General features: G+C 28.2%; 24 protein-coding genes and 1 other annotated feature. Of the genes, 9 read left to right on the top strand and 15 right to left on the bottom strand.

The features are described from left to right. Positions 1-213: 213 nt before the first annotated feature. The 4 genes from C7U54_RS13190 to C7U54_RS13175 form a co-directional block, all read right to left on the bottom strand. Positions 214-849 carry a TetR/AcrR family transcriptional regulator gene (locus C7U54_RS13190; protein ID WP_022001198.1) on the bottom strand — a complete coding sequence of 212 codons (636 nt, stop codon included), beginning with the start codon at positions 847-849 and terminating at the stop codon, positions 214-216. Between the two features lie 138 nt (positions 850-987). Beyond that, a complete protein-coding gene (gene thrS, locus C7U54_RS13185; protein ID WP_107030605.1) occupies positions 988-2736 on the bottom strand; it encodes a threonine--tRNA ligase in 1749 nt (582 codons plus the stop codon). A 250-nt stretch (positions 2737-2986) separates the two neighbouring features. Then, positions 2987-3217 (bottom strand): hypothetical protein, encoded by a 231-nt coding sequence (locus C7U54_RS13180; protein ID WP_052011167.1) that lies wholly within the window; start codon positions 3215-3217, stop codon positions 2987-2989. Positions 3218-3270: 53 nt separating this feature from the next. Beyond that, positions 3271-3990 (bottom strand): pseudouridine synthase, encoded by a 720-nt coding sequence (locus C7U54_RS13175; RefSeq protein WP_022001201.1) that lies wholly within the window; start codon positions 3988-3990, stop codon positions 3271-3273. A gap of 151 nt (positions 3991-4141) precedes the next feature. On the opposite strand from C7U54_RS13175, the gene C7U54_RS13170 reads away from it, so the two are divergent. The 5 genes from C7U54_RS13170 to C7U54_RS13150 are packed head-to-tail and all read left to right on the top strand — an operon-like array spanning position 4142 to position 8876. Beyond that, positions 4142-4897 (top strand): threonine/serine exporter family protein, encoded by a 756-nt coding sequence (locus C7U54_RS13170; protein WP_022001202.1) that lies wholly within the window; start codon positions 4142-4144, stop codon positions 4895-4897. Beyond that, entirely contained in the window at positions 4897-5346 is a 450-nt protein-coding gene (locus tag C7U54_RS13165) for a threonine/serine exporter family protein (RefSeq protein WP_107030604.1), read from the top strand. The genes C7U54_RS13170 and C7U54_RS13165 overlap by 1 nt, the downstream gene beginning before the upstream one ends. Continuing rightward, positions 5343-6488: a nucleotidyltransferase gene (locus C7U54_RS13160; protein WP_107030603.1), complete on the top strand. Its 1146-nt coding sequence runs from the start codon at positions 5343-5345 to the stop codon at positions 6486-6488. Before C7U54_RS13165 ends, C7U54_RS13160 begins: the two co-directional genes overlap by 4 nt. 58 nt (positions 6489-6546) lie before the next feature. Next, entirely contained in the window at positions 6547-7614 is a 1068-nt protein-coding gene (locus tag C7U54_RS13155) for a hypothetical protein (RefSeq protein WP_107030602.1), read from the top strand. Further along, positions 7611-8876, top strand: coding sequence for a hypothetical protein (locus tag C7U54_RS13150; RefSeq protein WP_107030601.1), 1266 nt, complete (start codon positions 7611-7613; stop codon positions 8874-8876). Before C7U54_RS13155 ends, C7U54_RS13150 begins: the two co-directional genes overlap by 4 nt. A 41-nt stretch (positions 8877-8917) precedes the next feature. On the opposite strand, the gene pheT is transcribed toward C7U54_RS13150, so the two are convergent. Together pheT and pheS are read right to left on the bottom strand one after the other, a co-directional pair. Further along, complete coding sequence (pheT, locus tag C7U54_RS13145; protein WP_107030600.1) at positions 8918-11308, bottom strand: phenylalanine--tRNA ligase subunit beta; 2391 nt, start codon at positions 11306-11308, stop codon at positions 8918-8920. Between the two features lie 4 nt (positions 11309-11312). Beyond that, complete coding sequence (gene pheS / locus C7U54_RS13140) at positions 11313-12350, bottom strand: phenylalanine--tRNA ligase subunit alpha (protein ID WP_107030599.1); 1038 nt, start codon at positions 12348-12350, stop codon at positions 11313-11315. Between the two features lie 35 nt (positions 12351-12385). Continuing rightward, positions 12386-12580: a binding site (T-box leader), on the bottom strand. A 184-nt stretch (positions 12581-12764) separates the two neighbouring features. On the opposite strand from pheS, the gene C7U54_RS15325 reads away from it, so the two are divergent. Continuing rightward, positions 12765-13463, top strand: a complete 699-nt coding sequence (locus C7U54_RS15325; RefSeq protein WP_230308128.1) for a hypothetical protein — start codon at positions 12765-12767, stop codon at positions 13461-13463. A 75-nt stretch (positions 13464-13538) separates the two neighbouring features. On the opposite strand, the gene C7U54_RS13130 is transcribed toward C7U54_RS15325, so the two are convergent. From C7U54_RS13130 to C7U54_RS13105, 6 genes are all read right to left on the bottom strand, one after another. After that, entirely contained in the window at positions 13539-16433 is a 2895-nt protein-coding gene (locus C7U54_RS13130; protein WP_107030598.1) for an MBL fold metallo-hydrolase, read from the bottom strand. Positions 16434-16576: 143 nt separating this feature from the next. Then, positions 16577-18052: a prolyl oligopeptidase family serine peptidase gene (locus C7U54_RS13125; RefSeq protein WP_107030597.1), complete on the bottom strand. Its 1476-nt coding sequence runs from the start codon at positions 18050-18052 to the stop codon at positions 16577-16579. A gap of 73 nt (positions 18053-18125) precedes the next feature. Next, on the bottom strand, positions 18126-18950 hold the full coding sequence (locus C7U54_RS13120) for a helix-turn-helix transcriptional regulator (RefSeq protein WP_107030596.1): 825 nt from the start codon (positions 18948-18950) through the stop codon (positions 18126-18128). Continuing rightward, complete coding sequence (locus tag C7U54_RS13115) at positions 18929-19714, bottom strand: HAD family hydrolase (protein ID WP_107030595.1); 786 nt, start codon at positions 19712-19714, stop codon at positions 18929-18931. Before C7U54_RS13115 ends, C7U54_RS13120 begins: the two co-directional genes overlap by 22 nt. A gap of 2 nt (positions 19715-19716) precedes the next feature. Then, positions 19717-20433, bottom strand: a complete 717-nt coding sequence (locus C7U54_RS13110) for a TrmH family RNA methyltransferase (protein ID WP_107030594.1) — start codon at positions 20431-20433, stop codon at positions 19717-19719. Next, entirely contained in the window at positions 20430-21098 is a 669-nt protein-coding gene (locus C7U54_RS13105; RefSeq protein ID WP_107030593.1) for a M48 family metallopeptidase, read from the bottom strand. Before C7U54_RS13105 ends, C7U54_RS13110 begins: the two co-directional genes overlap by 4 nt. 46 nt (positions 21099-21144) lie before the next feature. Here C7U54_RS13105 and sspI point away from each other — a divergent pair, with 46 nt between their 5' ends. Then, positions 21145-21339, top strand: coding sequence for a small acid-soluble spore protein SspI (gene sspI / locus C7U54_RS13100; RefSeq protein ID WP_022001886.1), 195 nt, complete (start codon positions 21145-21147; stop codon positions 21337-21339). Between the two features lie 4 nt (positions 21340-21343). Here the strand turns inward: sspI and C7U54_RS13095 are convergent, their stop codons facing one another. Together C7U54_RS13095 and C7U54_RS13090 are read right to left on the bottom strand one after the other, a co-directional pair. After that, the gene (locus tag C7U54_RS13095; protein ID WP_107030592.1) at positions 21344-21799 is read right to left on the bottom strand and encodes a hypothetical protein; all 456 of its coding nucleotides are present in this window, start codon (positions 21797-21799) and stop codon (positions 21344-21346) included. Beyond that, on the bottom strand, positions 21792-22625 hold the full coding sequence (locus tag C7U54_RS13090) for a hypothetical protein (protein WP_107030591.1): 834 nt from the start codon (positions 22623-22625) through the stop codon (positions 21792-21794). Before C7U54_RS13090 ends, C7U54_RS13095 begins: the two co-directional genes overlap by 8 nt. An 88-nt stretch (positions 22626-22713) precedes the next feature. On the opposite strand from C7U54_RS13090, the gene C7U54_RS15430 reads away from it, so the two are divergent. Beyond that, the gene (locus C7U54_RS15430) at positions 22714-23379 is read left to right on the top strand and encodes a tetratricopeptide repeat protein (protein ID WP_206603626.1); all 666 of its coding nucleotides are present in this window, start codon (positions 22714-22716) and stop codon (positions 23377-23379) included. Further along, a complete protein-coding gene (locus C7U54_RS13080; protein WP_107030590.1) occupies positions 23379-24017 on the top strand; it encodes a DUF1287 domain-containing protein in 639 nt (212 codons plus the stop codon). The genes C7U54_RS15430 and C7U54_RS13080 overlap by 1 nt, the downstream gene beginning before the upstream one ends. A 20-nt stretch (positions 24018-24037) precedes the next feature. Here C7U54_RS13080 and C7U54_RS13075 read toward each other — a convergent pair. Next, positions 24038-24375: hypothetical protein (locus tag C7U54_RS13075; RefSeq protein ID WP_107030589.1), on the bottom strand; the 338-nt coding region annotated here is incomplete at its 5' end.

Below are 24375 nucleotides of genomic sequence, written 5' to 3'. Positions count from 1 at the left end.
TCTTCGATGTTTTTCATAAGAACACTCCTTATTATTTTTTATAAAAAGGTATCTTTTCGATACCCTCTACATGCGTTATCCATCGTTTTTACCACCCGCAAAACATTGATTGTAAACAATCCTATTCTTTTAAATTTTAAAACTTTACCTGTTTTTATAAATATTTTCTTAAAAATATAAACACTTATCAAATATATAAATTTTATTATCTATTTATGCTTTGACATATGCAAGAATCATTTCTTTTAATTTGATCAACTCTGGTGTGTAGTCTTCATTTTCTTTAGAACCCCAAATAAAACCTCCTGCATAATATGCACAAGCTGTCATCATTGTATGAACTGTTACTCTCATAAACTCTTCTTCTGCCATATCTGTTTTAAACGTTTTATCTTCTTTGGCTTTTTCATACATCATATGAAAACGTGTATTTGCTGAAAAAAGTGCTTGATTAAATTCATCCATTTGTAAATCTTTTCTTCCTGAATGAGATACATAATGATTGAAATTATCATTATATCGAAGAAGAGCTTTATGCGTTTGATACATTTCAATAAAACTATCTAATGTAAAAATCAAACGACCAATAGCTGGTATATCTCCTACTGAACTCATTGGTCTTTTTTGATCTAATTCATCAAAATATTCTTTCCATTCTTTTGTATTTACCGCAATAACAAGTTCTAATTTTCCTGGGAAATAACGAAACAATGTTGCTCTTCCAATTCCTGCTTCTTTTGCTATTTCTCCCATTGTTACAGATTCGATTTTTTTATCTACAAAAAGACGAAAAGCAACATCTATAATTTTCTCTCTGCGTTCATCTTTTTCTGACTTTTTTATTATCATAATTTCCTCACTTTATAGAGATACTCTATCTCATTAGTATTATATAAATAGTATTTTCTTTTGTCAATTTTATGTAAAAAGCTCAATTCTTTATTTAAAAATTGAGCTTCTACGTATACCATATCTTAAAAATATAAACTATTTTTTATCTTTAATTTGTTGTTTTAACATTGAAACAAACTCATCAATAGTAACAGTTGTTGCTTTTTGTTCACCATGTTTACGATAAGTTACAGTTCTTTCATCACGTTCATTATTACCTAAAACAAGGATATAGTTTGCTTTTTGCATTTGTGCTTCACGAATACGATATCCTAATTTTTCATCTCTTGAATCAAGTTCTACTTCAAAACCTTCATCTAATAATAATTGATAAATTTCATTAGCGTAATCTAAATGATATTCATTTTTAACAGGTAATACTTTGACTTGTGTAGGAGCTAACCATAATGGTAAGTTTCCTTTTGTTTCTTCTAAGATATAAGCCATGAAACGATCTAATGAACCTAAAATAGCTCTGTGTAAAACAACAGGAGTTTTCTTAGTTCCATCTTCCGCAACATAAGTTAAGTTAAACTTAGCTGGTAAACAGAAGTCTAATTGACAAGTTGATAAAGTGATTTCATTACCAATAGCTGGTTTAACATTAACATCTAATTTAGGACCATAGAAAGCAGCTTCCCCAATTTCTTCAGTATATTCAATACCAAGTTCATTCATTACTTCACGTAATTCATTTTCTGCTTTATTCCACATTTCATCATCATCATGATATTTTTCTTTATCTTCTGGATCTCTAAGAGATAAAACACAACGATAATCTGTAATATTGAAATCTTTATAAACATCTAAGATTAAATCGATAACACCTTTAAATTCTGATTTAATTTGTTCTGGTGTTACAAATAAATGAGCATCGTTTTGACAGAAATGTCTTCCTCTTTCAATACCTTTAACAGCTCCTGATGCTTCATATCTAAAGTCATGAGCAATTTCACCAATACGAATTGGTAAGTTTTTATAAGAATGTAATTTATTTGCATAAATCATCATATGATGAGGACAGTTCATTGGACGTAAAACAAATGATTCTCCATCCATTTCCATTTGTGGGAACATATTTTCTTTATAATGATCCCAGTGTCCTGATGTTTTATATAAGTTTACTGTTCCTACAGCAGGAGTTAATACATGTAAGTAACCTAATTTCTTTTCTTTTTGTTTGATGTATCTTTCAAGTTTTTGCCAGATAGCATATCCTTTTGGTAAATACATTGGAAGACCTCTACCAATTAAATCATCAACCATGAAGATTTCCATTTCTTTACCAATTTTACGATGATCTCTTTCTTTAGCTTCTTCTAATAAATTTAAGTGTTCTTCTAATTCTTCAGCAGTTGGAAAACAAACACCATAAATACGTTGTAAAACTTTATTGTTTTTATCACCTTTCCAATAAGCACCAGAATGTTTGATTAATTTAAAGTTTTTACACATTTTAACTGTTTCAACATGAGGACCTCTACATAAATCAGTAAAATCTCCTTGACTATAACAAGTAATTGTTCCATCTTTTAAATTAGAAATTAAATCTAATTTATATTCATCATCTTTAAACATTTCTAAAGCTTCTTCTTTAGAAATTTCACGACGAACAATTCTTTTACCATCTTTACAGATTTTTTTCATTTCTTTTTCAATTTTAGCGATTGCTTCATCACTAACAACTTCATCACCTAAATCGACATCATAATAGAATCCTTCAGCTACAACAGGACCTACCCAAAATTTAGCTTGAGGATAAAGATGTTTGATTGCTTGTGCCATCACATGGGCACAAGAGTGATTTAATGTATTTAATTGTTCATTTTCTTTAAAATCTACCATTTTCCTTCTCCTTTACATAAAAAACTCTCATCCAAAGGACGAGAGTTTCGTGGTACCACCTTAATTTGCTTTTCAGCCTCAAAACTTTAACGCAGTTAACGACAATCTTTTTCAAGTGTAGCTATTAGGGAGTATCTTATAAACATTCTCAAGGTTTTCACCAACCACCTTTTCTCTAAATCAAATCATTTATAAAACATATCCTAAATCATTGCTTTTTTTATTTACGTTTTTATTCTAATACAATATTTTACATTGTCAACTGATTATTGGTTTTCATTTCTTTTATTTGCATACATTTTTTCTTAAAAGCTAAATAAACAAGTTTTGAAGGAAGGGGTTCATACAATGTGAGCGTATCACATTTAACACAATATAATCCTTCAATCCCATTAACACATATATTTTCTACCCATTCATCCGTTGCTTTACAAATACTACAGTTTTTTAATTGTTTATCATCAATAATTTGTACTCTCATTTCCATCACCAACAATTAGTATAAGCACTCACGCATAAAAATGATGTCGAATTTTATTTTCCAACTAATTTTTTTAAATCTTTTACTTCTTGTGGTTTTAAACGACGATATTCTCCAGGACGTAATCCTTTTAAATTGACACAACCAACAGAAATACGATGTAATCTTTTTACTGGATGTCCCACACTTTCAAACATTTTTTTAACTTGTCTGTTTTTTCCTTCATAAAGTTTAATTTTTAAAACAGTTGTTTTATGTTCCATATCTTTATAAGTGACTTTGATTTTACAAGGCATTGTTTTTTTACCTTCTAAATAAACACCTTTTTCTAAATGATGTAAATCTTCACCTTTAATAAGACCTTTAATTGTTACTTCATAGATTTTTTCTAAGTGGCTTCTTGGATGCATGATCATATTTGCAAAATCACCATCATTAGACATAATTAAAGCACCTGTTGTATCGAAATCTAAACGTCCAACAGGATAAATTCTTTCTTCAACTTCTTCGAAGTAATCAATTACTTTTGGTCTATCGAACTCATCATCTAATGTACAAACACATCCTTGTGGTTTGTAAAAAAGATAATAAACTTTATTTTCACCAACAATAGCTTCTCCATCAATTAAAACAACATCTCCAGATTTAACTTTAGTTCCAAGTTCAGTTACAACTTGACCATTAACAGAAACTCTACCTTCTCTAATTAAATCTTCTGCTTTTCTTCTTGATGTATAACCACTTGAAGCAATATATTTTTGTAATCTTTCCATTTATTTCACCTACTTTGTCAAAAGTTATTATACCTAATTTTTATATCTTTGCAATCTGTTTTTATTTTTTTAAAAAATACCTTTTAAACATACTTTTTTTCTTTCCTAAATACTTAATAATTGTTATACTAACTTTTGGTGAAATAAAAAAATGAACGAACAATTATTAATAAAAAATATTGCTGAAATCGGTAAATTATTACTTAAAAATGGTGCTGAAATTTACCGTGTAGAAGAAAGTCTAGAACGTATGTGTCAAAGCTATGGCTTTCAAGATATAGGTGTTTTTGCTCTTCCTACTTATTTTACAATGAGTGTTACTTTTCAAGATGGAACAAGTACTTCTCTTACTAAAAGAACTTTACAAAATCGTACAAACCTTGATGCTGTTTGTGCTTTAAATGATCTTGTTAGAAAAATCTGTAATGAAACACCTACTAATGATTTTATTGAACAACAAATACAGGCTATCAATTCCTTACACCCTATCATGCCACTTGTTCTTTTAGGGTATGGTTTAGGGGCTGGAGGTTATGCTATTTTTTTTGGAGGTGGACTTCATGAAGGAATTATTGCTGGAATCATAGGTTTTTTAATGTATTTTTTTATATGGATCAATGAGATTTTAGGAATTAATTCATTAATGCGTACAACACTAACAAGTATGTTTTTAACTATCTTAGCGATTTTGTTTTATCATTTTCATTTGATTTATAATCTAGATGCGACAATTATTGGTTGTCTAATGATTTTAACTCCTGGAATTGCAATTACCAATAGTTTAAGAGATATTATCGATGGAAACTATGTTTCCGGGCAAGCACGTCTTGTTGAAGCTTTTTTTATTGCAACAGCAATTGCTTTAGGAGTTGGATTGATACGTATTTTATTGAAAGGATTGATTTAATGGAACAAGTAATTCAATGTTTAAGTGCTTTCTTAGGGTGTTTAGGATTTGCTTTTGTTTTTAGAGTACATCGTCGTCTGCCTTATGCACTTTTAGCTTCTCTTGGTGGGATGCTAGGATGGATCGTTTATTTACTGGTGATACCCTATCTAAGTAATATTATGTCAAATTTATGTGCGATGATCGTGGTAGCTTTATTTAGTGAAATTATGGCAAGAATATGTAAAGCTCCTGCAACTATTTTTATTGTTGTTGGTTGTTTTCCCATTGTCCCTGGGAAAGGAATTTATCAAACAATGCTTTATTTGATTTCACATGATCAAGATTTATTTCTTGATTCTCTTTTTCAAACAGTAGGAACAGCTCTAGCACTTGCAACTGCAATTTTAATTGTTTCAACTTTCTTTAAAGTTATTAAAACCATTAAACAAAAGGACTATCATTTATGAAAATATTAGGAATCATTGTTGAATATAACCCTTTTCATACCGGACATCTTTATCACTTACAAAAAGCAAAAGAAATGGTAAAGCCCGATTTAACAATTGCTATTATGTCTGGTAATTATGTTCAACGAGGAGAAGTCGCAATTATTGATAAATTTAAAAGAAGTGAACTTGCTATTAAATATGGCGTAGATTTAGTTATCGAACTCCCTTTTGCCTATGTCAATCAAAGTGCTGATTATTTTTGTAAAGGAGCGATTGATTTACTTTATCATATAGGAATTACTGATCTTGTTTTTGGTAGTGAATGTGGGGATATTCATTTATTTAAAGAAATAGCTTCTGCGATTAAAAATAATCCAGCTGATTATGATCAATATGTCAAAAATGCAATGAAACAAGGATTACGTTATCCTGATGCCTGTAATCAAGCATTAAGCCTTCTATTAAATAAAAGTATTCAAACCCCTAATGATTTATTAGGATTAGGATATGTTAAAGAAGTCATCAATCATGATTATCCTATTTGTCTCCATTGTATTCAAAGATCAAATGATTATCATGATACCTCTCTTACAAAAATAGCTTCTGCTACAGCTTTACGTAAAGCCTTAAAAGAAAAACAAGATGTACATGATTATTTATTAGATATGTCTTATTATGATCATTTATATGATCAAAGTAATTTCTTTGATTATTTAAAATACCAAATTATTATTCAAGATATTCATCATTTAAAAAAAATACATTTAGTTGATGAAGGCATAGAGAACTTATTAAAGAAAGTTATCTTTGATACTAATAGTTATGAAGAACTTGTAAATTCGCTTACAAGTAAACGTTATACAAAAACTAGAATCCAAAGAATGTTATTACACATTTTAATGAATAATACAAAGGATGAAATCAAAAACTGTTTTCCTATTGATTATATTCTTGTTTTAAAAATGAATCAAAAAGGACAAAAGTATTTAAAAACAATCAAAAAAACATGTTCTTATCATATAATTACAAATCTTTCATCTTATAAACATCCTGCTTTAGATTTAGAAATTAAATCATCAAAATTATTATCTTTAATAGATCATCAAATGATCAAAAAAGAATTTCAAAATATTCCTGTTATCGAACTATCTAAAAGATAGTTCTTTTTTATTATTGAAATATGTGCTTAAATTAAGATAGTAGCTAAAGGAGAATATTATGTTATTTTATTATACAAAGGTACAAGTAAATGAATTAATGACACCATCTTTATTAATTGAACAAGTGATTTATTGGTTACAACATACAAAAAATAAAATGAAAGATTTGAATTATGATCATTCTTTATACTATTCTTTAAAAGAAAAACATAAAAGCTTAGAAATTAAAGATTTTAAAACTAAAAATATTTTAGGAATTCAATTTATTACTGATCATAATTACAAAAAAAATCAATTTACAATAGAAATACTCTATCATTATCAACAAGAAATTCTTGAACTTTCTTTCTATAAAGAAATATCAAATGAATCTAAATATATCTCTAAAATCTCAATTCCTAAAATATTTCCAATGATTTTAGAAAGTAATTATATTCAAAAAGACCATGATTTATCAATACAATCAACACCTCATTTTATTAATGAAAGAACAGTCAATCAACTATTAAAAAAATCATATCATTTACCAATAATCATCTTATACAAAAATAAAAAATGTCTTGTTAATCCCTTTATTTTAAACCAAGAACTCTATGGAATGTGTCATATTATCGTCATTCATACAAATAGAGAAGTTAATTATGTACAAATCAATTATCCAAATCATGAAAAAGAAAAAATATTTTATGAAAAATCTTTTCTACAAACGCTTATTCAACATATTCGTTATTATATGTTGCAAGAAAATGAATTTTATTCTTTTTCGGAACTTCAACAATTTGAACTTTTACAATCTTATCAAGATGATGCATTATCATCTGTAGAAGTTCAAGAATTATTCTTAAATGAAATAAAGAATATTGAAAATGACATCATTGATTTACAAAAAGAATACCAAAATAAAAAAGATATTCTTGAAAAACTTACAAACATAAATCAAGAATATCATCATCTATTAAAACAATACGATGAATCTCCATTAATTACGATTCATCAAGATAATTATAAAGAATATCAAGACTTTATTTTTTCAATCATTCATAAAACTTTAATGAATTTATCTCCTGATGATACTTATCGTAAAAGAGATCTTTTAAAGTCTATTGAAAGGAAACATCAACTATGAAGCATTTATCAACTTTGATTGCTGTAAAAAATCTAACTATTATTCAATTTACAAAAATAATTCAAGATTTATTTTATTTAGATGAATTTATATTAGATTCATTGATCATTCATTTAAAGAATTGCACAATTTATCATGATGAATCAGCGATTGCTTTTTGTATTCAATATCAAAATAATGATTATGAATATATTTTTAACGAAACAAAACAAAATATATGTCTTTCTATTAATAAACGTAATAATCAATTTATCGATTTAATAACATATCTTAAGAAATATCATTTTTTAAACAATAATCATTTTTCATATATTCAACCAAATATCAAAAATATGAATGATTTAAATCAAGTCATTGAATTTATAGAAAATAAAACAATTCTTCCTGTTATTTATTTAAATATGTCTTTAAAAGATTTTAAAAATGAGATTCTAACTGAAATTCAATCAACAGCTTATATTCTTACAAGCGAAGATGAAAATTTTCATCAAGCATTTCAAAAACATTTTCATTTAAGAAATAATAGTTATATTCTTTATTTAAATCATGAATTTCAAAAAATTTCTTTTTTAAAAAAAGAATCTCCTCAAGAATTTATTGAGAAAGTAAAAATAAAAATTCAAAGTTATGTTTTACAACGTACATATTCATTTCCTTATAATATGAAAGATTTTCAACATCATATTATTAAAAAAATAATTGAAAATCATAAAGAAAATGATTTTCTCGAAAATTCTTCTATTGAACAACAAGTCTTAGCTTTAGAAGATAAGAAAAAGAATTTACAAAAAAATATTGATGATTTAAATAATCAAATATTGATTTTAGAAAATCAAAATGAAGAATTAGGAAGTTATATTAAACAACAAGGATATTATCCTTTAATATTAAAAGGAAACGAAAAAGAATTTTACAAAGGTGAACAAAGAGATCTTCTTCTTTATCTTTTAAAAGAAGAACTTAAAAATAATCATAATCAAAAACAACAACAAATCATTCATACAATTCTTGAACAAAATCCTCCTGTTGGTAATCGAAATAGATATTTAACAGATATTTTTAACTTATTAGTCAATGAAGGTCTTTCAAAGAAATCTATTGATACTTTAAGTCGTTATGGAATTATTTTAAATCATACAGGTAAACATCCAACAACTACTTTTTTTAATGATTCACGTTATACTATGACATTTTCTTCAACACCAAGTGATCTTAATGTTGGTAGACAATATTATCGTCAAATTAGAAAACTATTCTTTTAACTTTTCCATAAAAAAAGAGGTGTGTTTGACACCTCTTTTGATTATCCTCTAAGTACTGCTCCAAAATCTTTTTCAACAGCTTTTAAGATTTTTTCCATAGCTTCATTAATTTCTTGTTCTTTTAATGTTTTCTTATCATCTTGGAAAGTTAAATTAATAGCTACTGATTTTTTACCAGCTTCTACATGTTCTCCAACATAAACATCAAAGATGTTTGTTGCTTTAACAAGTTTATTACTTGACTTAATGATTTTTTGACAAACATCATTTGCTGGAACTGATTCATCCATCACTAAAGCAATATCTCTTGAAACAGATGGATATTGTGGAATTGGTTGATATTTAACTTTACCAGTCTTGATATTTAATAATGCTGATAAGTTAAGTTCTACAACATAAACATCTTTCACATCATATTTCTTTTCCATTAGTGGATGTACTTGTCCAACGACCCCAACCACTTCATTTTGTACTTTAATATAAGCACTACGTCCAGGATGGAATGATTGATTATCACTTTCTACACGTTCTAAACGATAACGAGATTCATTAATTCCTAATCTTTCAAAGATTGTTTCTACAAATCCTTTAACTAAATAATAATCTGCTTTGTATGAAATTTGTTTAAATGATAACCCATGGTATTCACCAGTACATGCAATCGCAAGGTTTTGTAATTCAACACCTTTTGAATATGTTGTTGATAATTCATATAAATGAACATCTTTCATATTTCTTGATTGGTTATAATTGATAACTTGTAATAATGATCCAATAATTGATTGTCTTGTAACAGATCTTTCTTCACCTAAAGGCATTGCAAGTTTTACTGGTTCTTGATCATGGAAAATATTGAAATCATGAACAAGTGATGGTGATGTTAATGAATATGTTAATGTTTCATGTAATCCTAAATCTTTTAATAAGACTTTCATCATATGTTTCTTTTCTTGGATTTCTGTTCTTTTTCCAATTGTCATAGACATTTCTGGTAAAGTTGATGGAATGTTATCAAAACCATACATACGCACAACTTCTTCAATTAAATCAGCTGCCATCGTAATATCATTACGATAAGTTGGAATTTTAACATTAAATGTATCTTCTTTTAATTCATATTTGAATTTTAATGAATTAAAGATTTCTGCGATTTCATTTGTTTGAATGTTTGTTCCAAGTAATCCATTAACTTGTTGAGTTGAAACTGAAACATATTTATCTTCAATATAAAGAGTTGTTGAAACAGTTTCATAGATTTCTTTAGCATCAGCAAGTTCTTCTAATAAGTTAGCACATCTTTCTAAAATATTTAAAGAATTAGCAGTATTTAAAGCCCCTTTAATATAATGTTGAGAAGCATCTGTTAATAAATTTAAACGTCTTGCTGTTTCTCTTAAACTTGGTCCATCAAAAGTAGCTACTTCAATGACAATATTTTGTGTGTTTTCATCAATTTTAGTACTATCAGCACCCATAACACCTGCGACACAACCAACACCATTATCTGTTGAAACAATGATATCTTGAGGTTCTAATTTATATTCTTCACCATCTAATAAGATTGCTTTTTCATCAAATCCTGTTTTTACGATAAATTCTTTTTTAGTTAATTTATCATAATCATACATATGGATTGGTTGACCTGTTTCTAACATAACATAGTTAGAAATATCAACAATGTTATTAATTGGTTTAATACCAGAAGCAAGTAATGCCGTTTTAAGCCATGCTGGTGATTCTTTTGTTGTGACACCTTTGACAAGTTTAGCCCCAAAGAATGGACATAATTCAGTTTCTACTTTAACTTCAATGCTGCTTCCAGGCATTCCTTTTTCTTTAATTTCAGGTAAGTTAACGTCTCTTTTTAAAACAGCAGCCACTTCATAAGCAAGTGAAGTTAAAGCCATACAATCCGCTCTATTTGGTGTTAAACCAATATCTAAAATTGTATCTTTTAAACCTAAATATTCTAAAGGATCTTTTCCTACAGGTGCATTTTCATCTAAAACATGAATGCCATCTTTATCTTCAGGAGATAATAAACGTTGATCTAAACCAAGTTCTGCCATCGAACAAATCATCCCGTTAGATTCTTGTCCACGAATGGTACTTTGTTTAATAACAAAACCTTCTCCTAAATCACATCCAGGATTAGCTACAATAACTTTTTGTCCAGCAGCGACATTTGGTGCTCCACAAACAATTTGAGTCACTTCTCCCGGTCTTACTTCAACTTGACAGACATGTAAATGATCACTATCAGGATGATCGATACATTCTTTGACATAACCAATTGTCATATTGTTTCCATTGGCTAAGGAATGCATTCCTTCTACTTCTAAACCAATTGAAGTAATTTTATCAGCAAGTTCTTTTGGATCTTGATCATCTATTTTAACGTATTTATTTAATAAATTTAAACTGACTTCCATTTTCTTACTCCTCTCTTTGGAATTGGTTTAAGAATCTTAAATCATCATTATAGAAATCACGAATATTATCAATACCGTATTTCAACATAGCAACACGTTCGATTCCAATTCCAAATGCAAAACCTTGATATTCTTTACTATCAAAACCACACATATATAAAACTTTAGGGTTAACCATACCAGCACCTAAGATTTCAATCCATCCAGTTCCTTTACACATAGCACATCCTTTACCACCACAATGATGACAAGAGATATCTACTTCTACTGATGGTTCAGTAAATGGGAAGTAAGATGGACGTAATCTAATTTCACGTTTTTCCCCAAAGAATTTTCTTGCGAAAACTTCTAATGTTCCTTTTAAATCAGCAAGCGTGATATTTTTATCAACAACAAGACCTTCACATTGCATGAATTGATGTGAATGTGTGGCATCATCATCATCTCTACGATATGTTTTACCAGGACAAATAACTTTAATAGGTCCTTTCCCTTTGGCAGCAAGTAAGGTATGTGCTTGTACTGGAGAAGTATGTGTTCTCATTAAAGTATTTTCATCAATATAGAAAGTATCTTGCATATCTCTGGCAGGATGTCCTTTTGGTAAGTTCATTAATTCAAAGTTGAAGTAATCACTTTCTACTTCTGGACCTTCAGCAATTTGATATCCCATACCTAAAAATAATTCTTCAAGTTGAGAAACAATGATTGATAAAGGATGCATTGTTCCTTGATCTAATTTATAACTTGGTAATGATAAATCAATAGTTTCACTATTGATTTTATCAATAATTGCTTGATGTTCTAAAACTTCTTTTTTATCTTCAACAGATTTTGATAATTCTTGTTTTACTTTATTACTTGTTTGACCAAATGTTTTTCTTTGATCTGGGTCCATGTTTTTCATTGATTTCATTGCTTCTTGAATAGGACCTTTTTTCCCTAAATAAAGAACACGAATATCATTTAATTCTTTTAAAGATGTACAAGCTTCAATTTTTTCTAAAGCTTCATCTTTAATTTTTAATAATTCATTTTCCACTTTATTTCCTCCTTAAATATAAAAAAACTCATTCCTCTAGGAACGAGTTGATCGCGGTACCATCCTAATTCATGTTTAAAACATGCTCTTAATTAAACATTAACGCAGTCTCACGTCACTGATTAGGTGCTCTCCATGGTGAATTCAATAAACTATCTGTAGGAGTTTCCAGCTTCTCTCCCTCTCTAAAACAGCATCCTTTATTTACTAATCCATATCAACGATTTATATACCCCATTATTATATCAAAATTTATGATGAAAACAACCCCAACTTAAAACAAAATCATAGTAACAATCTCATTGACACCCCTTAAGCAAAGGAAGATAATTAAATTAAAGATGGTTTTCAATCTAATTGATCTTAAATAAGATTCCTTTAGATTGAAACATTTTAAAAAGAAAGGAGATATTTATGAAAAAGAAAAAATTATTTTTAGCATCCTTGTTGTCATTTTCATTGACAGCCTCAATGTTTTTTACAACAAATATTCATGCATTAGAAGAAGTACAAAATGAAAATCAAATTGAAGAAAGTAATGAGACTTTAACAGAAACACCATCATTAACATTGGTATCATCTACATGGGATGGAGAAAATGATATTGTTTTTAATGTTCAAGCAAAAGATACAAAAGTTGAACTATTAGAAATGTATATTTATAGTAACGGATCTTCTATAGGATCTATTTATGTTAAACCTGACAAGGCAGTTGATGATAGTGGAAACGGGACTATCACTATTAGTAATAACGAATTAAAAAATATAAAAACACTTATTGGTCCTGATAATCAAACATTTAATTGGTCTCAAATCGAACAAATTGAAATGGTTTTTAGTTTTTCTAAAGGAGAAGAATTGAGTTCATTTAAAACAGTTTATGTACCTGTTCATATTTTAGAGACACCAACTCCAATAAATCCTGATAAAACAGATAAAACTGAAACTGTTAAAAATGATACAAATAACAAAACAACTGTAAAACAAACATCTTCAACAGCTGTAAAAACAGGAGATAATACAAATATCACTCCTTATGTTTCACTTCTTGTTGTCAGTGTTGTTGTCATTATTGGTATTGTTGTTTATAAGAAAAAATCATCTAAAAAATAATCTATAATATTTTTTGCATAAAAAGTGGGATGAACATTCATCCCACTTTTATTCCCCTTAACATTTTTAAATCATTTAATTATTTTTTTTACTCTTTTTTACTACAAGGATAAAAGCCAATGCAGACAAGCATGCAAAGACAGCCAATGGCATTACTTGTGTTGAATCACCTGTTTTAACGTTTGTAGTTGTAGAAGTCACTGTATCGTTTTTAGCTGGTGTTTTTGTTGGTTCATTAGAATCTGATGGTTTTTGATCTGGGTTAGTTGGTGTTTCTGGTGTTTGTTTATCTAAACGAATTGTTTCACCAGTATTAACATCACGAGCATATTTACTCATGAATTCCCACATCAATTTAGCATCAGGAGTATAGTTCCAATGTCCCCATCCATAAATACGAGCCATGCTAATTTCTATACCTTTAGCATTTTCCATTGCTCCTACATCAATTTTAGCAATATTTTCAGCTGTAGGTTCAATTGTATAACGTTTTGTCCAAGGAACTCCATATAAATAAGCATCTGCTTCTAAAACATCTTCAAGTTGTGTTACTTCCATATCATTTAATTCTTGATAAAGTTGTGCAACTTGTAATCCTCCATTTGATTCAGTTGTATCAAATGCACCTTTACAATATTCATCACCATCACCTGTAAAGTAGATAATAGGCATATCATATTTATCTTTATTTTCAGCAACTGCTTTTTTATTTAATTCACTTGCTCCAAATGGACCTGAGTGACCTGCTGCTGCTGCAAAATATTTTGAATCAGATAAACCAGCATTTGTTGTATTCATACTTCCTGCTGATAATCCTGAAATATAAACTCTTGATTGATCAATTTGTGGATATTTTTCTTCAGTAAGTTTTAACATTGTAATAACATCTGAATCTGCAGTAGCATTTAAATCATCTGTCATTGGATCATATGTATATCCTTGATAAGTGTGTCCTTGCCATTCAGGACAAATAAGAATAACGCCTTCTTCACTAGCAATTTGTGCCCAACCAGATGTATCATATTGTGTTCTTGGATCATTTGTATTTCCATGGAATAAAACAACTGCAGGAACACTACCTTCTTTAGCATCTTTTGATTGTTCAGGAATATATTCATACCATAATGAATCAATACCATCATTATCTAAATCTTGTGTATTAACATAACGATCAATATTATCAATAGCATCTACAGAATCAAAATATTGATATTTTCTTGCTTGATCAGCTTCTTTATTACCTGAAATTAAAGGACGTGAATACCAAGTAGCTGTTTCCTTATAAACATCACTATAATTTCCAATTCTACCAAATTTCTTAAGTACTTTTTCCCAAGCATCTTTTGTTGCAGAAACTGCATCTAAACCAGTATCCTTATTAACTGCAACAACTTCATAATGGCTTTCTGGATTTACATAATAACCATCTTCAGTTTTAGTTGCACTATTTGCTTTTACATAAGTATTTACAATTTCATCATTATCAGTTACTAAATAAGTTGGTACTGAAACATTAACATCCATACCTTTTTCTGGATTAACTAATGCAAGACCAGAAACAAAGTTCATATAAGAAGCTAAATTTTGATTAATGAATGTAGCCCCATTACCAATTCCAATTAATTTAAAGTTACTAGATACACCTATTTTACCTACGATTGCTTCAAATCCTTGAACATCATCACTTGTAAATTCAACACCATTAGCTGGTCTTGCTACATAAACTTTACTTGCTGAACGATTAACAATTTCTTTAATACCTGATGCTTCAATATATTTTTCTGCTTCTTCATCAGACATATTACCATCAGGATAAACAACAAATGTAGGTGCAGCAGCTGCATTTGCTGATTCAATACTTAATTGATCACTACCACTATAAACATAAGCTTCTTGCATTTGATTAACTGCTTTTTTATAAGCTTCAATATATTTAGGTAATGTATCGATTTTTGCTTTTGCACCATTACTTGAAAGTTCAACTGCATCTGGTGCCCAAGATGCTGCTGTATAACTATTTGAAATAGTTGTACCATCTAATAAACCACTAATAACTTGAGCCATATCATTGAAATATTGAATTGACATTTCATTTGGTCTTTGTGCATTATCTTCCCAGAATTGTTGCCAACGATGACCTGCTAAAATAGATAGAGATGGATTATTATTTAAAATCTTTCTAGCAAGTGAACATCCTTTATCTAATGCAGCAAGTGGATTACCACCATTTGTTTCAAAAAGTGCCCAAATAAATCCACTACCGAAAGTATCACCTGTAAATAATGCTTCATGTGTTTCATCAGTAATCATTAATGAACCTTCAGTATGTGCATTAACAACATTAAATTCATAAGGTGCACCATAAATATCAACTGTTTCACCACTATGTACTTTTGTTATTTTGCCATCAAATTGAGAAATAGCTTCAAATGCAACATCATAATCAGCATCACTTACATATACATTGTCTACTGTTACATTACTAAAAACTTCTTTTGATCTACCAAAACCAGTATGATCACCATGACTATGTGTAATGATAATTGATAAATGTTTATCACCTGTCATAGATTCAACAATTGTTTTAGCGTTTTGAATATCTTCTTCATTTTGGGAACCATTTCCTAAGTCAACTAATACAACACCATCTTCTGATAACACAAAATACATTGATGATGGATTATTCATTGCCCCATTTTCATCAGTTGCTCCACCAGGAAGTTTCTTTGTTCCTTCATCCCAATGATAAACATTATCTTTGATTTTTTCGACTTTGTACCTTCCTAATTCAGCATATCCATCTTTCATTAACGTTTTTAAAAATTCGCTATTATTTTCATCAAGCGTTAATAGTTCAGAAATATCTGAATTTGTTTTTTGTTCTCCAGTATTTTGAGCTTGTACAACACTTATCCCACTTAGTGCAAACATAATACTTAAAGAACTAATAAATACCTTTTTTGTAAACATCCATATTCCCTCCTTTTCTATTATTATATAAAATAAAGCGCTTACATGCATGTCAAAAACATGCATAAAATCGGTCTTTTTCTATCCAAATGTATTTTTTTACAAAAAAAGTCAAAGATTTTTCAATCCTTGACTCTTAAATATTATTCATATTCTTTATGTGCAATAAGCAAATAAGCACAGCTTGCAACAGCTAATAATGACATATAAGTAAATATTGGACTATTGTCTCCTGTTTTTACAGCTGTTTTTTCTGTTGTTTTTTGAGAATCTTCAACCTTATCTGCTATTTCTACATTTTCATTTTTTACTTGTTTGCTTTGTTTTGATAACCATGAAAATAATTCTAATGATGTATCATCTTCAATGGCTTCTCCATTGAACACATAGATCCATGACCAATGTGTTGAATATTGATATGGTTTTCCATCTTCTCCATTATAAAGTCCTGATGTATCATGAACATCATCTGGTGAAAAGACATGAAGATTAGTAGCGTTAGCGGCTTTTAATTTTTCAATAAGTGGTCTTGAAAATTGATTTGGATCTAACGTATCATCATTTTCACAATACGTAATAAATAATGGAAAATCTTTAAGTTTTTGAGCATCTTTTTCACTTAAATCACTAGCATCAAAACCTGTGCAAATTGGAAAAGCTGCAGCAAAATAATCAGTATACGATAAAACCATTTGCATTGTCATATACCCACCATTAGAACATCCACCAATATAAATACGACTTGTATCAATATCATCATTACTATCAACATACGCTTTAATACATTCCATTAAACTCTTTACATATGTTGAAGGTGTATGTCTTGGTGTAAATTTTAATCCTGATTCAGTAAATTCAAAATCACCATAACCATCCATCCAAAGCGTTGGACATTGTGGAACAAAAACATAAGCATTACCAAGTTTTTCTTGAATTTCTGGACTAATTAAACCTGTCACTTTATTTCCCAATACTGCTATTTGAGGATTTGTACCACCTTCTCCTCCACCATTTAACCATACAACTAAAGCATTTTTATGATCATCTTTTGCTGGTGAATATGTAGCAAAACTATAATTTGTTCCATCTGTTGCTTGATATCTACCTGAATAATCAAATTGATCTCCCGCAGATAAAGAACGAGATGTATAATTTGTATCAATATTTAAAGTATCATATTCATTTTGACCATCAATTATTTCTTTATTTTCTTTTAATGAAATTGTTAAATAATAAGGATCTGCCCATTCATTAAAACTTTTATAAATGAAAGGACTTCCTTCTGTTGGACTTACTTTTAAATCAATTGTAAAATATTTTGAAGCACCTTCTACTTTTTGACCATTTTGATCAGAAATATAAGCATCTACAATTGTTCTTTGAAAATCTTCAGCATTTTCTTTAGTTTCTACAACCTTTAAAACATCTTTATCAATTGTCGTTATTTCTTGATCAACATTTACAATTACTCTTGGTGTTGCTACTCCCCAATCATATTCATCTACAATTAAAGAATAAGTTCCATTAAGTACATGATTACTATTTACTGCATAGACAGGCGCTATCGCAAGTGAAAATAGCATCACAAAACAAAGCAAAAATCTTTTTGTATTCTTCATTAGAATTTCCTCCCTAAAAAAAGTATATCATTTATTACTCTTTATAATAGGTCTTTATTTGAACTAATAAACTCTATTTTAATAACTTTCGATATTCATGAGGTGTCATTTTATAAATTCTTTTAAAAATTCTATTAAATGATTTAGGATTCGCAAAGCTATTATTATAAGCAATATCTGTCATCGATAGATTAGTATGTAATATATCATTAATTGCTTTTTCCAATCTAACACTATCAATATATTTTTTAATTGTTGTTCCAAAATTTTGTTTAAAATATCTTGATAAATAAGATTGTGAAACATAAAAATGATCAGCTAATACTTGTATACTTAAGTTTTCTTTATAATGTTGATCAATATAATTAACAATCTTCACTATTTTATTATTATTTATTTCATTTTCTTGAAGTACATATTTTTTTCTTACAAGTAATTTTTTTAAAAGTATATACATTAATATATCTGTTAGACCTTTAATCGCAATATGACCATACTCTTTATCATCATCATAAATATCGACTATTCTATAGATTGTTCGTACTATTTCCCGGGAAACTTCTCCATCTGGTTGTACAAATTCATAATGATCAATCAAAGGAAATATGCTTTTAATATAATCATAATTAATTTGAATGCCATATCCTTTATAAACCTCATACCCGCTTACAAAAGAAATCCCATGAATATTTTTACTATTAATAATATAAACATCAACATTTTGACTTCTAATCATATGTCCATTATCCCATATTTCTACCTTACCTAATATAGGAACCAATATTTCTATACTATTATGCCAATGTTTTTCAACATTTTCTTCACTACTTTCATAATACAAATCTAATATTTTAATAGGTAAATGTTCATCCAATTTTATTTTTTCGTACACGTACATTCATGAAGCACCCCCTCGTGATACAATGCTTTGATTATTCCCTCTTGATCAAAATCATCAGTCACATAAGTTGCCTTTTCTTTTAAAACATCTACTGCATTACCCATCGCAATGCCATGTCCTACTTCTCTAAACATCGCTTGATCATTATAACCATCGCCAAATGCATAAGCACTATCCTTATCAATATGGAAATAATCTAATAGATAGGCAATCGCGCTGCCTTTATCAAATTCAATTGTTGAACAATCACAAGAACCCATTCCGCCATGATCATTAATAATTAAATCTTCTTTAAAGATTTCAACCATTGTTTGATAATGTTCTTGACTTTGATAAAACATATCAAATGTATAAAAATCTCCTTCTAAAGAATCAACAAGATGTTCAATACCATATTCCTTTTCTAAATCAACTTCTTGTTTTTGATCTAAATGATATTTTAAAGCTTTATCATCACTAACAAACATCGCCCCTAGTTTTCCTTGATCAAGCTTATGTACATAATAATCTAATTGTTCCTTCGTAAATGCTCTACTATAAAGCTTCTTTCCTTCATAAAGAATATAGCGTCCATTACAGCTAATAATCCCACTTACAAGATTACCGAATAAACGACTTGCATAAAATGGAGCTCTTCCCGTACAAATAAAAGTCTTATATCCTTTTTCTTTTAATAAATGCAGTGCTTTTAAATTTGATTCTGTAATAACACCATGTTGTCCTAGTGTCCCGTCAATGTCAAAAAATAATATCTTATCCATATCTATTCTCCTTGAAAATGATACATCATAACACTTCCTGCCACAGCCACATTTAATGATTCAATGGTTGTAATTGGAATATAGGCAATTTGATCACAAATGTCGATAATCTCTTTTTCCATCCCATTCCCTTCATTTCCTAAAACATAGGCCATTTTTTCTTGTTTTTTAATTTCATGAATAGGCCTTCCATTTTCTAAAGCACTGCCTACAACACAGACACCTTTTTCTTTTAAAGCAGGAATAATTTCTTTTAAATTCCCATAAAGACAAGAAAGATGGAAGTGTGCTCCTTGCATTGATCGCAGTAATTTATCATTATAAAGATCCACACATTCATTAGATAAAATCACTTGATCTATGCCAAAAGCAAGTGCTGTACGAATAAGTGTTCCAATATTTCCAGGATCTTGTAGATAATCTAAAATCAAATATCTTTTTCCATCAACTAATTTCTTATCTTTTTGAATAAAACATCTTGCCATAATAGGTTGAGGTGTTTTAGTAAAAGCAAGTTTTTCCATAATTTCTTTAGATACCACTAAATTTTCTACACCTAAATCAACCGGTTCAGTTGAAATAATCAAATCTGTTTGTTTAGCTTTAATTGCTTCCTCTACTAAATGATTTGTTTCTACTAAATAATAATCTTTTCGATATTTCTTTTGTTTTAATTTTAATAATTCTTTAACCGTTTTATTTTGCATTGACGTAATCATATACCCACATCCTTTAATAATCTTTCTCTTTCTTTATAATCTGGCATTCTTTTTTCTATTTCATGATAGAATGCTTTTGAATGATTTGCTTCAAGAAAATGACAAAGTTCATGAACAATAACATAATCAATTAAAGCATAATCAATATGTGCTAATACTAAATTAAAGCACACTCTATTTTTTTGATAAAAACAAGCACCCCATCTTCTTTTCATTTTCTTAATTTGAATTTCAGGAAAAACATGATGAAAGCTCGTACTTAAATAAAAATCTATTCTTTCTTTTAAATAATTCATCAATTCTTGTTTTAAAAACATTTCAATGGTTGCTTGGATATTTTTTGAATAAACATAGATTTGACGATCATGAATGGCACATTTTTTGATATTCATATCTTTTAAAACAATTTGATATTTTTGATTAAACAAATAAGCATAACCATCTTCTTGATAGTTATATTTAGGAACATATCCTTTTATTTGTTCAAGTATTTCTTCTTGATGATTTCTAATCAATTTTTCTATTTCACTTTGAGGAAACAGCGGTGAACAACGAATTACCACTTCTCCTTTTTCTACTCTTAAATAACAATTCTTAATTCTTTTATAATGAATTTTATAAACAATTTCTTGTTGATCTAAAATAATTATTTTAGTTTCTACCATGTATATTTTTCTCCTTTTTGGGTCACTCTTTTTAAGGAGTGATAAAATGGATATTCGACAAGCTATATTTCAGAGACTACATGCTTGTTCAAGTAGTGAACTTAAAGAGATTATTGAAAGTGGTATTGCTTCTAAAGAAGAAACCGTCTTACCAGGGCTTGGTGTTCTTTTTGAAACTTATTATAATTCTTTAAGCTCAAAAGATGAATTACTTGACAGTCTTAGTCATTTATTAAAATAGACTCTTAGAGTCTATTTTTATATATTTGTTTCAGTGAACGTAAAATCATAAATCCAAACATCAAATAAGCATCTATATGAAATAATGTTGGCAATTGAACAATCTGTATAATAACAAGTAAAATAGCCATGATTACATATATCATCCATGAGATTGAATAATTATGTTCATGATACATAAATTTTAATGTTTGATAATGATTTTCATCATACCAATCATTAATGATTTTAAACAATTCAAAAAGCAAATAATTAAAAATCCATAATAAACAAAAATACATTAATGTAAAAATATTATTAAAAAAGATGTATGGTATTATTGCTGGAAAGGATATTTGATAATAATTCGATAAATCCAAACTAAATGTAAAAAGTGTAATTAAAAAAGTCATGATTCCATTTCTTGCAAGATATAAAACAATAAAATCTTTTTTTAATTTTAAGTATCTTTCTTTATTCATACAAACCACCATTTTCCTTTGAAAAGTTTAATTTGAAAACATAACTTTTTTGACTTTGATCTTTTGATAAAATAATAACAACACTTAATTTTTTCTTTTTTAAAGATCCTTGATTTAAATCATGGTTATATGTTTGATAGATTTTTTGATTAACAATTTCTTTAGTCTTTCCATTTATTTTTTTAAATACAACATAATTCTTATCATTTTTATCATTTAATTTATTACTTTTTAAATAACGATATTCTAATGAAATATTTGGATATTTCTTCAATAAATCTTCATCTGTAGACGTTAAATACCCAAGCCTCATAAAATCATCACTGATACATGCATTTTCTACTTTAAATGTTTTTGAAGAACATGATAATTTTTCAACTTGTTTTAATTTTAAAGTATGTTGATAAACCGTCTTTTGATTATCATCTTTGATGATTAACTGAACATTTTTAATTTCTTTTATATTTTTTAAATCTTCCTTATTTTCTAAAGAATAACTTCCACCCTCTAAATATTTTAAAGAATAATCAATATGTTGTTTTCTATTTATTTGAATTATGACATCAATATCTTGTCCGTCTACAAGAGAATCGATTTTTCCTAAAACAAGTGTCCCATCTCCACAATGATAATTTGATTGATCTTTATAAAGCTCATAATCCTGTAAAGTAAAGCCTTGATGATTTAATGATAAAAAATAATCATAATACGTTTTTGTATTATATGTATGAAAAGAAAAATTATCATACATTGTTAGTAAAGAAACAAAAACGATTATCAGGCATAAACATGTAATAATTAAATTTGATTTATGTTTTTGATCCATATTTTCTCACCACAACTATTATACACAATAGTTTTGTTTTTACCAAATATGACATAATATGATATGATTTAAAAAAGGAGGATTTCTCATGGAAAAAGAAATATTATTAAAAGAAATAGAAAATACAAATCATTTAAATGATCTTTACCAATTATGGAATGAATTTAAAGCTTATCTTGAAAATCAACCAAGTTTATTGGAACTTGGTCAACTCATTGGATTTAATTATCATCTTCAAGAAAAATTCAATCAATTAAGTCAACTTTTTATTCAAGAAAAGAAATATCAAGAAAGTATAGAATTTCATCAAGACTTTATTAATTATTTTAAAGATGATAAATATCTTTGCCCTTTTTTTAAAAACTTAGCTTTATCTTATTTTTATCAAGATAATGATCAAGGAATTTCATATTTTCAAGAATTGCTTGAACGTTACCCTTATGATTATGAAATTATGGATGCTTATTTTTCGTGTATTTATAAACAAAATAACTTACAAGAATTAAAAAATATGATTCAAAAACATTTACCTCTATCTATCGAATATAATATTGAAACAGAAAATATTATTCATCATGTCATTGAGCTTTTTAAAGCAATAAATGAAGAAGAACTTGCTTTACAATATGCTCAAATTGAAAAGCAACAAAATGATTTTGGTAAGAAAAAACCAACAAAAGTCATCAAAGTGGGGCGTAATGATCCTTGTCCTTGTGGAAGTGGTAAAAAATATAAAAAATGTTGTGGTAAATAATGAAGAAGTTCTTTCTTATTTTCATACCGATCATTTTGATTCTTACTTACATTTTTTATCAAAATAATCTTTTACCTCATCCAAAATATACAAATGATGATTTTGGTATTCAAACTTATAAAAGCATAAATGATCAAGATCATGATGGTATTGACGATCAAAGTGATATTGTACAAAACGTTAGAAAATATATTGAAACAAAACCTCAATACAAAAGTAAGTATTATCAAGGTGGTTACCCAACAGATCATTATGGAGTATGTAGTGATGTTGTCGCTTTTGGCTTATTGAATGCAGGTTATAATTTACAAATTCTTGTAGATCAAGATATTAGAGAAAATCCTCAAAGTTATCAAGTTGAACATCCAGATAAAAATATTGATTTTCGACGAGTAAGAAATTTAAATGTTTATTTTAAAAGACACGCCCTATCTTTGACTCTCGATATTTATGATTTAGATAAATGGCAAGGTGGCGATATTGTTATCTTTAAAAAACATATTGGTATTGTTTCTAATTATCGAAATAAAAAGGGAATCACTTTTGTGATTCACCATGCTTATCCTCATCAACTTTATTATGAAGAAGATATTTTAGAAAAAAGAAATGACATTATAGGTCATTATCGTATTTCTTAGTACCACCAATGGTGGTACTTTTATATTTCTTTGCCAACAGCATCAGCAATTGGTTTTAGTTCTTTCATCAATTGTTCAAATTTGGCTGGTTTTAATGATTGTGGTCCATCACATAATGCTTTTTCTGGATTATTATGCACTTCGATCATTAATCCATCACATCCTGCTGCGACTGCTGCTTTTGCCATTGGATTTACTAACCACCATTTTCCTCCGGCATGACTTGGATCGATAATGATTGGTAAGTGTGTCAATTCTTTGATTACTGGGACTGCTTGTAAGTCTAATGTATTTCTTGTGTATGATTCAAATGTTCTCACTCCTCTTTCACATAGGATGACATTTGGATTCCCACTTG

The organism is Faecalibacillus intestinalis (assembly GCF_003024685.1).
GTDB classification, from domain to species: domain Bacteria; phylum Bacillota_I; class Bacilli_A; order Erysipelotrichales; family Coprobacillaceae; genus Faecalibacillus; species Faecalibacillus intestinalis.
Note: the sequence above shows the minus strand (reverse complement) of the source record. Positions and strands in the feature narration are given on the sequence as shown.

Bases quoted from the DNA above. Each gene is read 5' to 3' on its own strand.
- C7U54_RS13190 (WP_022001198.1), bottom strand. From the start codon at position 849: ATGATAATAAAAAAGTCAGAAAAAGATGAACGCAGAGAGAAAATTATA.
- thrS (WP_107030605.1), bottom strand. From the start codon at position 2,736: ATGGTAGATTTTAAAGAAAATGAACAATTAAATACATTAAATCACTCT.
- C7U54_RS13180 (WP_052011167.1), bottom strand. From the start codon at position 3,217: ATGAGAGTACAAATTATTGATGATAAACAATTAAAAAACTGTAGTATT.
- C7U54_RS13175 (WP_022001201.1), bottom strand. From the start codon at position 3,990: ATGGAAAGATTACAAAAATATATTGCTTCAAGTGGTTATACATCAAGA.
- C7U54_RS13170 (WP_022001202.1), top strand. From the start codon at position 4,142: ATGAACGAACAATTATTAATAAAAAATATTGCTGAAATCGGTAAATTA.
- C7U54_RS13165 (WP_107030604.1), top strand. From the start codon at position 4,897: ATGGAACAAGTAATTCAATGTTTAAGTGCTTTCTTAGGGTGTTTAGGA.
- C7U54_RS13160 (WP_107030603.1), top strand. From the start codon at position 5,343: ATGAAAATATTAGGAATCATTGTTGAATATAACCCTTTTCATACCGGA.
- C7U54_RS13155 (WP_107030602.1), top strand. From the start codon at position 6,547: ATGTTATTTTATTATACAAAGGTACAAGTAAATGAATTAATGACACCA.
- C7U54_RS13150 (WP_107030601.1), top strand. From the start codon at position 7,611: ATGAAGCATTTATCAACTTTGATTGCTGTAAAAAATCTAACTATTATT.
- pheT (WP_107030600.1), bottom strand. From the start codon at position 11,308: ATGGAAGTCAGTTTAAATTTATTAAATAAATACGTTAAAATAGATGAT.
- C7U54_RS15325 (WP_230308128.1), top strand. From the start codon at position 12,765: ATGAAAAAGAAAAAATTATTTTTAGCATCCTTGTTGTCATTTTCATTG.
- C7U54_RS13130 (WP_107030598.1), bottom strand. From the start codon at position 16,433: ATGTTTACAAAAAAGGTATTTATTAGTTCTTTAAGTATTATGTTTGCA.
- C7U54_RS13125 (WP_107030597.1), bottom strand. From the start codon at position 18,052: ATGAAGAATACAAAAAGATTTTTGCTTTGTTTTGTGATGCTATTTTCA.
- C7U54_RS13120 (WP_107030596.1), bottom strand. From the start codon at position 18,950: ATGTACGTGTACGAAAAAATAAAATTGGATGAACATTTACCTATTAAA.
- C7U54_RS13115 (WP_107030595.1), bottom strand. From the start codon at position 19,714: ATGGATAAGATATTATTTTTTGACATTGACGGGACACTAGGACAACAT.
- C7U54_RS13110 (WP_107030594.1), bottom strand. From the start codon at position 20,433: ATGATTACGTCAATGCAAAATAAAACGGTTAAAGAATTATTAAAATTA.
- C7U54_RS13105 (WP_107030593.1), bottom strand. From the start codon at position 21,098: ATGGTAGAAACTAAAATAATTATTTTAGATCAACAAGAAATTGTTTAT.
- sspI (WP_022001886.1), top strand. From the start codon at position 21,145: ATGGATATTCGACAAGCTATATTTCAGAGACTACATGCTTGTTCAAGT.
- C7U54_RS13095 (WP_107030592.1), bottom strand. From the start codon at position 21,799: ATGAATAAAGAAAGATACTTAAAATTAAAAAAAGATTTTATTGTTTTA.
- C7U54_RS13090 (WP_107030591.1), bottom strand. From the start codon at position 22,625: ATGGATCAAAAACATAAATCAAATTTAATTATTACATGTTTATGCCTG.
- C7U54_RS15430 (WP_206603626.1), top strand. From the start codon at position 22,714: ATGGAAAAAGAAATATTATTAAAAGAAATAGAAAATACAAATCATTTA.
- C7U54_RS13080 (WP_107030590.1), top strand. From the start codon at position 23,379: ATGAAGAAGTTCTTTCTTATTTTCATACCGATCATTTTGATTCTTACT.